At 68.9% G+C, this 9,502-nt stretch carries 5 protein-coding genes; 3 read left to right on the top strand and 2 right to left on the bottom strand.

From position 1 onward, the window contains the following. Window positions 1-3,467: DEAD/DEAH box helicase family protein (locus AB0E83_RS27945; protein ID WP_362117596.1), on the bottom strand; the 3,467-nt coding region annotated here is incomplete at its 3' end. Window positions 3,468-4,268: 801 nt separating this feature from the next. Here AB0E83_RS27945 and AB0E83_RS27940 point away from each other — a divergent pair. Genes AB0E83_RS27940 through AB0E83_RS27930 form a run of 3 tightly spaced genes read left to right on the top strand, consistent with a single transcriptional unit; the run spans window position 4,269 to window position 8,256 of the window. Continuing rightward, on the top strand, window positions 4,269-6,395 hold the full coding sequence (locus AB0E83_RS27940; RefSeq protein WP_362117610.1) for a helix-turn-helix transcriptional regulator: 2,127 nt from the start codon (window positions 4,269-4,271) through the stop codon (window positions 6,393-6,395). Then, the gene (locus AB0E83_RS27935) at window positions 6,392-7,384 is read left to right on the top strand and encodes a hypothetical protein (RefSeq protein ID WP_362117593.1); all 993 of its coding nucleotides are present in this window, start codon (window positions 6,392-6,394) and stop codon (window positions 7,382-7,384) included. Before AB0E83_RS27940 ends, AB0E83_RS27935 begins: the two co-directional genes overlap by 4 nt. Continuing rightward, window positions 7,381-8,256: a DUF6339 family protein gene (locus AB0E83_RS27930; protein WP_362117590.1), complete on the top strand. Its 876-nt coding sequence runs from the start codon at window positions 7,381-7,383 to the stop codon at window positions 8,254-8,256. Before AB0E83_RS27935 ends, AB0E83_RS27930 begins: the two co-directional genes overlap by 4 nt. Before the next feature lie 8 nt (window positions 8,257-8,264). On the opposite strand, the gene AB0E83_RS27925 is transcribed toward AB0E83_RS27930, so the two are convergent. Next, window positions 8,265-9,497 (bottom strand): DNA cytosine methyltransferase, encoded by a 1,233-nt coding sequence (locus tag AB0E83_RS27925; RefSeq protein ID WP_362117587.1) that lies wholly within the window; start codon window positions 9,495-9,497, stop codon window positions 8,265-8,267. Between the last annotated feature and the right edge of the window lie 5 nt (window positions 9,498-9,502).

Raw genomic sequence — 9,502 nt, 5'->3', positions numbered from 1 at the left:
GCCTGCTCGCACAGCTCCTCGGTCTGGGCTATCCACAGGATCGGTCCGTCGAGTTCGCCCGCCTGCTTCACCCAGCGGATCACTGCTTCCGCCGTGACCCGGGTCTTGCCCGCGCCGGTCGGCAGGGAGAGCATGCCGCGTTGCGGAACGATGCGGTCCAGCATGGTGAACACGTTGGCGGCGAGCCGTTCCTGGTAGTCGTGCAGGCGCGGGAAGTCCTGCGGCCCGTCCACTTCGATCTGCGGAGCCAGCGACGGGGTCCGGAAGCCGGCGAACGAGCCGGGGAACCGGAGATCGGCCACGAAGGACACCGCGGTGGAGGCGCCGGTGAAGGACGAGGGGGCGTGGCTCGGGTAGAGGTTCTGCAGGTCGCGGGCGTGGACCTGCAGGATGCTGTCCTCGTGGGCGTTGAACGCCATCCGCGCGATGCGGTGGCCGTCGGGCTCCTTTCCGCCGTTCTCCGCCCGCTCGCTCTCCATGAGGCCCGGGGGAAGCCGGTCCCGCAGGGCTTCGGCGCCCAGGAGGAGGAGCAGCTTCGTCTCCACGTCGGTGGCCTCGCGCACGGCCTTCAAGGCGTCCTTGACCTTCTGGTCCTCCTCCTGGCGGCGCTGGGCCTCCAGGACCTGCCGGCAACCGGATTCGCCCATGTTCCATCGGAGTTCGCGGTCCACGGCCATCAGGGTCTCCAGCGCGTCGGAGGGCTCCAGGACGAGGACGGTGGAGCCGCGCAGGCTGCTGTTCAGGGTCCGTGGCTGCATGCCGTTGGGGGTACGGGTCACCTCCTCCAGGACCTTGCACCGCTGCAGGGTGTACTGGTCCACCTGCGAGCCGCGCATCTGGCGCAGCGTGGGATACGCCTCCTTGAGGGGTATCGGATCGCCGGCGCTCTCGCTCCGCGTCTCGCGGCTGATCACGTCGGCGTACGGCAGCATTCCCCACTGCTTGACGAGGAGCGCGGCGTCCTCGGCGGACGCGGTCAGCAGGGCGGGGAGTCGCTCGTCCCGCAGAGCCCGGTACTCCCTCTGGGAGGAGGCCACGGCGATCTCGCCGTCGGGGCGGGTCTCCCATGCGTCGCCGACGCGGCAGCGGGTGAGCGTGTCCTCGGGGAAGGGCACTTCCAGACGGGTCAGCAGCACGTACGTGTTGCCGACGAAGACGTCGTCCTCGCTCTGCTGGAGCTTCTCCTGGAGCTGGTCCCAGAACGAGCCGGGCACGTCCTCGACACTGGTGGGGAGTCGGAGTTTGCGGGCCTTCTCGGGGCTGATGTCCGCCACCGGCAGGACATCGCCGTACGCGGAGAGCTGGGGGCCCACTGCCTCGGCGACCCGGCGGAGCCCGTGGGAGGTCGGGACCAGACCGTGCCGCATGAGCATCCACCGGATCGGGGAGGCCACGGCGCGTCGGGTGCTGACCTGGGCCCCGGCCTGGAGGGTCCAGTTGTCGACGAGAGCGTCCTCGGGCAGCGCCCTCAGGAACCGGGCACGGGCCTCGTCGGAGAGCTCGGGAAGCAGATGCAGGGGACCGCCGACCGCTGCGCCCTCCAGCTTGATCCTGGCGAGGGTCGGACGGGCCGCCTGGTTGGGCAGGGACGCGCAGTACGCCTTGTGCAGGGACTCCCGGTACTGGTCGAACCACGCCTCCTCCTCGGGGCGGTGGCCTCCCGTCGGCCGGTCACGCAGGCCCACCTCGCGGAAGAAGGCCATGTCGTCGGAGTGGAACCGGGCGTCCACGGCGATGCCGGGATCCGACTCCGGAGTCACGACCGGACCGGGCAGCAGGCAGTCCCGCATCGGCCGGAAGCGCCCGTCCGCGGTGCGCACGTACAGTGCGGACCGTGGGTGGGGTACCCGCTGGAGCACCTCGTGCGACAGGTGACTGCTGCCGGCCTGGTGGAACAGCTCCCAGAAGCGCGTCCACTCCTGAGGCCCGTACGTCCCGAACCCCTGCTCCAGGACGCTGACGAAGCGTCCTCGGACATCGGCCTCGCGGATGCCGAGGGCGGTGAGGGCGCTCGCGAGCGACAGGTCGTCGGACAGGGCGCTGTCGATGTAGACGAGGGACTCGCGCAGTCCGTCCTGATCGGTGCGTCGGAACACCTTGCCGACGACCGGGGCGACCATGCCGTGCTCCTCGGTCAGCACGATCCGTGCGTTCCGGGCCTCGTCCGCGTACGGCGAGGACGACTGGATCATGCTTGCGACGATGCGGACGGCGGTGGCGGACGCCGCCGCGGTGCCGTCGGCGACCAGGGCCTCCAACCATTCACGTACCGAGGCCCGCTCGCGCTTGGCGGCCTTGAGGATGTGGTCCGTCTTGCCGGCACGGAGGGCGTCGGCCTCCGCCGACGGGTGCAGCCAGTTCGCGGGCCGGCCGGGGTAGGAGTTCCACAGGGTCAGCCAGCCGATCACCGACTTGGTGTCCTTGCCCAGGGACGGGTGGATGTTCAGGTCCCGCGGCACCTGCAGGCGGCCGTCCTGGTCCGGCAGCGAGGGGCGGTGGGCGGTGGCCTCCCAGATCTGTTCGGTGAGGTAGCGGTCCGCCCAGCTGACCGTCTCGGACTCCCGGGGTCGGCCGGGGAGGAGGGGGAGGTAGGCGGCAGGGTCCTCGACGGGGGCCAGCTCGGGCAGCGACTCGACCACCAGTCGGGCCGCCACGCGGATCATCTCCTGGTTGAACGGCGAGGAGTCCAGCAGGTTCTGCCGGTCCTCGTTGGTCTTCCAGGCGCCGTTGAGGATGCCGCTCAGCGTCATCTCGTACTTGGTGGGGAAGAAGGACCAGAAGCGTCCCCGGCCCTTGGGGGAGGAAAGGAGCCCGCCGGCCTCCTTCTCGTACTCGCGCACGGCCCACGAGATGTCGAGGGCGACCCGGTCGTGCAGCTCGCCCGCGCTGGAACGGGCGGCCGCGGTGGGCTCGTGGGTGAGCGTGAACACCCGCCACCTGTTGTCCGAGGGCGGGTTGCCGGGGCGTTCCTCCCGCACGGTGTGCAGTTCCCGGTCACGTTCGACGGTGAGGGTCCGGCGTACGACGGGGCGCGGACGGCGGTCCTCGAGGACCACCTTGGCGACGTGCGGGGAGAAGAGCTGGAAGCCGACGGGGAACTCCTCCCGACCACCGGTCGAGGAGCCGCCGTGCATGTCCTGTCCGAGCCGCTCGGCGGCTCCGTCGAGCAGGGGCAGACGTACGACGGTGGTGGCCCAGTCGAGGAGTTCGTCGAGAACGGGATCGGCGGCACGCTCGGCGGCGTCGTCCAACGGTCGGGCCATCCGGAGCACAGGAGCTTCGAACTCCTCGCCCAGCTGGGCGGTGACTCCGGCGACGGAGCGGATCTGCGCGTGGGCCCACTCGCGGTCGAAGCCGAAGGACCCGGTGCTGCTGAAGAATTGAGGGGCGTCGGTCACGACGAGTACGGACTTCACTCCCACGCCGAAGCGCCCGATCTGCCCTCCGCGTTTGCGCGACATGCTCATGCGGAGAATTGTCTCGGCGCCCTCCGGGGTGACGGGGGTTCCCTCGTTCGCACAATAGAGATGGGTGTCCGTGAGGACGACATGGACGGATCCGCCGGGCTCCGCGGCGATTTCGTCCGCCGCGTTCTGGACCAGTTCGAAGAGTTGACGGTCTCCGTATCCGCCCTGGGTGATGCGCCTTTCCCCGTTCGCATGCTCCGGAATGAGGCCGGGGTCGACGGCGTACGTCTGGAGGACGCGAGAGGATTGCTCGATCACGGTTGCGAGCACAGGGGACGGTTCGGGGGACACGGGACTCCGATCCTGGAGCAGCGGCCTGATGGCAAGGGGCGGGCTTGGTGCGGCTGGTGGCGTAGACGGTGTGCCGACGAGGGCGGTTCCGGCCGCATGCCGAGTTCTCGGAAAGACTGCGATCGCGGGTGAGAAGGACGAAATCACGGCGCCACGCGAAGAATTCGTGGGCGTCATCGCATGTGCTGCCGCCGAAAGCGAAAAAAGAGAAGGCGGCACACTTCTACCAAGGGCATCGGAAATACGTTTCTTCCGAGGCGTGTGGGGCCGCCGGGAGGGAATGTACTCGGCCGCGTCGGGAGTGTGCAAGGGGGTGGAACTCTTTGCGGATCCGAAACGGTGCAAAAAGGGATGGGGTGGTCCAAAGGGGGCGGATGGGTTTCCGGTCGACGGATTCCGGCCCGCGGGTTGGCGTCAAAGGCCGTTTGACATGGGGTGATCTGTCAAAGACGGAGTAGGGTGGGGACTGCTGCGCAAGACAGGCGGAGCAGTATCCGAGAGCAGGTGACCGTGGAAGCAGGAGAGGACTTCGGTCCATGGCTGGCGCGGCAGTTGAAGCTCGCCGACATGACCCAGACCGAGTTGGCCCTGGCCGTGGACGTGACGCGCGCCGCGGTCTCGGCCTGGATCACCGGTAGGGCGACCCCTCGTTCCGAGACGATCGAACGCATCGCGCGAGCCCTGAACACAGATCTGGCCACGGTGCACACCCGCACCACCGACACCCGGGCCGGCCTCCCCGTGGGGTGGTACCACCGCCCCGGACACGCGGACAGGGGACGGGAGTTGGGCAACGCGGCGGCGTTCGCCTTCGACGCCGATGTGTCGGTCCTGGCCCGTGAGACCTGCCAGAACAGTCTCGACGAGCGGATCACTGCCAACGGTCAGCCCGTGAGGGTGCGTTACACGCTGCACGAGCTGACCGGAGAGGAACTCGCGCGCTTTCGCGAGGCCATCCAGTGGGACGACCTCTACCCGCACTACGAAGTGGTGCGGGAGCAGAATCAGAAGGTCGGCAGGGTCGTCGACGCGGGGCTGCGCGACATGTACGAGCGTGACCGCCTCGTGCTGTTGAGGGTGGACGACTACAACGCGGCGGGGCTCACCGGTGACGACTACGACGACGGCCGGTTCGCGGCCGTCGTCAGGCGCCAACTCGACAGCCACAAGTCGGTCGGCGCGGCCGGTGGTTCGTACGGCCTCGGGAAGGCGACCCTCTGGGCGACCAGCCGGCTCGGGCTCGTCCTCATCAACTCCACCCTGTCGGAACCGCACGAGGGTCGGACCGAGCGTCGCCTGGTCGGACGCCTCGACCTGCCGTGGCGGCAGGTGAACGGCGAATCGTGCGCGGGACCCGCCTGGTGGGGTCGCCCGGACCCCGACTCGCCGGGAGCAAAAGTGGCCCGGTCGTGGTGGGCGGACGAGGAGACGGTCGCGTCCCTCCACCTGACGCGCGAGAGCGGTGAGCCGGGGACCTCGTTCCTGATCGTGGGTGCCCATGATGTGGCGAGCCTCACGGACGACAGTGCCGCGCCCGACAGCGACGAGGGAGAGGACGACGACAGCATCCAGCGGATGCACCACAGGCTCGTACGGGCCCTGGGAGAGAACTTCTGGGCCGCGATGACGGGCGGCGGGGATCGGCTGCCGCTCCTGGAGGCATCCGTGCGCACCTTGCGCAACGGTGTCGTGGTCGTTCCGGAGGAGCGCGTGGACCCCATGGTCGCCCAGCCCTCCCGGACGCGGGCCCTGAAGGCGTTCCTCGACGGGACGACCGTGGAGCGACTCACCGAGGCCGGGCAGGTCGCCGCCGTCACCGTGCCCCTCAATCTGCCCGCGCGAGCCGGTGGACGCTCTTCTCTCGGGGAGCACCGCGCGGTCCTTCTGGTCACGGATGCCGAGGACGCGGACATCAGACTCAACCGCGTCGTGTCGATGCGCGGCAATCGCATGACGGTGCGCGACACGGTCGTTCCCGGCCTGTCGCCCACCAACCCCTTCCAGGCCGTGCTGCTCGCCGGCACGGCCGCCGGCCCGCAGGCGCCGTTCGCCGCCGAGGCGGAGGAGTTCCTGCGTGCCGCCGAGCCCCCCGAGCACAACAAGTGGGGGCAGACCGAGGAGCTGACGCTCACCTACTCGCCCTCGGCGTATCGAAGGATCAACGGGCTCACCCGGGAGACCAACGCGGCGATCAAGGCGTTGGTGGTCCGCCCCAAGAAGGGGACCAAGCAGGGAGGCGGGAAGCTGGCTCCCAAGCTGACCATCGGCTCGGGGAAGAAGAAGCGCCGTTTGTCGGGGGTGAGCATGCCGGTCCTCGAGGAACTCGACGCACGCGTCCTCGAAGGCGGGGCTTGGCAGGTGATCGGCGAGATCAGGATTCCTCCCGGCGGTCACGAATGGCGACTCGCCCCGCTCGCCAAGTTCGACGTGAGGTCCGGACCACGCCCCACGATCGAATGGGCCGAGATCGTCGGTGTGGACAACTGCCAGGTGGTCGACGGCATCCTGCACTTCTCGGACGGTGCTCGCTCGGCGACCTTCCGCGGAGTGACCGATCCCGCCACGCACGCCGTCAGAACGAGCCTGAGTGGTCTTGTCGTCGAACTGCGCACCGGAGAAGGGAAGTCGTCGTCGTGAAGGTGTTTCCCTATCCGCGCCTGCGGGGCACGGTCTCCCTGCGCGTCGACTCGGTGCGTGTGAAGGCGCCGGCCCAGCCTCGTGAACAGCTCGACTCGCGCGCGCGTTCCGTGATCGAACGGGTCGTGGCGCTCGGCGCCGCGGAGACGGAGGACTGGGAGACCGCCACGCTGACCGTCTCGGCGACCATCCCCGCGAAAGCCACCGATCCGGCAGGGCCCTGGTCCGAGGTCGTGGCGGTGGCGGTGTTGACTGACCGGACCACCAACACCCGGGTGACGTCGATGCTGACCAGGGAGACCGAGGACGGCAGGGACTGGCGCGGTGAGCTCCAGGTGCTGCGCTCGGACCTCCAGGACCGCGCCGTGCTGACGGTACAGGTGATCGCGACGGTCGACGGGGTTCCCGGCCGCATCGTCGGAGAAGCCGCTGAGGAGTGGATCGTCGATATGCGCGGCGACGTCCCGACCCGAGAGCAGAGCTTCGACATCAGGGAGGTCGGGTTCGCCAAGGGACCGCGGTGGCTGCAGAGCTTCAGTGAGGCTCCTTGGATCGTGAATGCCTCGGGGGCGGTGCCCACCGTGCACATCAACACCGACTTCGAAGGCATGGTCGACGTCCTCGGAGCCGAGGGAGGAAGGCCCGAAGGGCTGGTCAACGCCATGTTGGTCTCCCAGATGGCCGCCGAGGTGTGGACCGCCGTGTTCCACTCGGCCATCGGTGATCTGGAGATCGAGGACGACGGCACCCCTCTCTTCCCGCACGGCTGGCAGGGCGAGGTGCTCCGCGAGATGTTGCCGGATGTCGTGCCCGACCGGACTCTGGAGGACGCGTTGCGCGAGGTGCACCGCCGCCGGGTGGGTGCCACGGGGTGGACCGAGTTGCAACCGCGGATCCAGTACGCGGCGATGCGCAGGGCCGAGGTGCCGCGGGTGCTCTCGGAGACGGTGCGCGGCCTGGACAAGCTCAACCGTGAGGACGAGGCATGACGGAGAAGCCCGACCACCTGCCGGAGTATCTGGCTCGGCTCGCCGACGAGGAGGCCGCCCGGTTCATCACGGACGGCCTGTTGTCGGGGAAGGACAACGTTCCCTCCATCGCCCTCAACCAGGCGACCGAGCCACTGCCCGAGAGCCCGCGCCGGCGACTCCGTGCGATCCGCGACCTGATCGACGACGCGATGTACATCCACCGGGACGAGCGGCCGACCCAGGCGGACGCCTGGCTCGCCCCGCGTCTGCACGCGATCCTTCGTCTGACGCGTGCGGAGGCCGCGGACCCCGCACTGTGGAACTACCTGGCTCTGGGGGTCGCTCCCGACTTCGTGGTCTGGCGACACCTGTCCGACACGACCAGGACGGTCAACGCCCAGTACTTCAAAGGGCCTCACTACAAGCAGGCGTTCGCCCGACTCTGGTGGTCGGCCGAACTCTTCCGGAACGGGCCCGACTACGAACCGGTCGTCCTGGCCTGCGGCAACCAGGACATGCTCAACACGGTGCTGAGACTGGACGTCATCGACCACCGCCCCACGGCCCAGGCCCTGGTCCGGCTGCTGCGGAGGGGAGTCGTGCGGACGGGGCGGGACGCGAACGCCCTGGCCAAGGTCGTCAACACGGCGGCCGCGACCGTGATGTACGACGTGATCGCGCAGGACGTGCCACGCGACGGCGACGCCGTGCGGATGTGGATCGAGGAGGGAGAGGGCGGGGCCACCGTTCACCACCGTCCCCTCCCCACCGGGCCGGCCGAAGAGCCCGCTCCCGAGAGTTCGGTGGAGCTATTGGCGAACAATTTCGCAGAACTGTTCGCCGATGCTCCCGTCAGAGGCAGGAGGGAGAACGAGGAGGAGGCAGGCTGATCCTCCCCCTACGGGCGACGAGGCGGAACCCAGGCCCTCAGCGCTTCGATGGCCTGCTGTTTCCTGTCGTCGCCCAGTTCCAGGGCCGTGGACAGGATGTGGATGGCCAGGAGAGGAGGGATCGCGTTGCCGATCTGCTGCGCGATGTCGGCGCCCTGCCAGGGGTAATCCGCAGGGAAGGTCTGCAGCAGACCGGCTTCGCGCGGGGAGAAGCGCTCCTGTTCGGGGCCCAGCTCGATGTCGCCGTCCTCGTGCACGCGCTTGAGCGCGAACACCTTGTTCCGGCGCACCTTGCCGGTGACGGTGGCGGACGGCATGTCGGAGGTGCGGAGGCCCCGCTTGGCGGGGTCGCCGCCCGACCCGTAGTTGGAGCGGACGACGAAGGCGGCGGGGCGGGTTTTCTTGAGCACGTCGTGCATGGAGACCCATCCCCACGGCTGCTTCGGTCGTTTCCGTCCGTCGACCTCGAAGAGCGGCTTCTGCGGAGCCTCGTGGTTCGCCGTCTCGGAATCCTGCACGGGGAGCCGCTTCGCTCCCTTGCGGTAGCGCTGGTGAGTCGGGTCGGGGAGGTCGAGGGACTGTCCCGTACCGCCTCGACGGCGGGCGATCAACACCGCTCTGCGCCGTGTCTGAGGGACGCCGTACTCCTCGGTGTGCAGGATGTCGCACTCCGCGTCGTAGCCCAGCTCGCGAAGGATGTCGCGGTACTTCCTCCAGACAGGCAGGACTGTCGGCACCTGTTCCAGGACCACCGTGTCGTAAGGGTCGCTCTTGAGCCGCTTCTCCACGATCCATCGGAGAGGCTGCAGCACGAGGCCCGTGCGCTCGTCGGTCCACTCCAGGATGCGCGCCCGCTCCTCGACCATCGCCCATGCCTTCTCCAGCTCCCCGACGGTCTTGCTCAGCCCGACGAGCTCGGCGAGGTCCTGCACCTCGTCGAGGGCCTTGTGGCCCTCTCGGTTACCGGCCACGGAGTAGGTCTGGCAGGGCGGTCCTCCGGTCAGGACGCGGGCCGAGGCCACCTCGGGGTCCAGCGGGTTCACCTGCGCCACGTCGTGGATCGTCGTGGAGCGGAGGCCGGCGACCCGTCGGGTCTCACGAGTCGACTTCTCCCACTCCACCCCGATCGTGGGCAGGTCGAGCATTTCAGCCGCGATGTCCAGACCGCCCGGACCTGCGAAGAGATCGACAATGAGTGGCGGTTTGTCCTGGTTTTCACGGAAATGGGGCGCTGAGGTCATGGTAA

The sequence above is a fragment of the Streptomyces sp. NPDC035033 genome, assembly GCF_040636735.1.
In the GTDB taxonomy this organism is placed as follows: domain Bacteria; phylum Actinomycetota; class Actinomycetes; order Streptomycetales; family Streptomycetaceae; genus Streptomyces.
The sequence above is the reverse complement of the archived record's forward strand: the minus strand, read 5'-3'. Positions and strand labels throughout refer to the sequence as shown.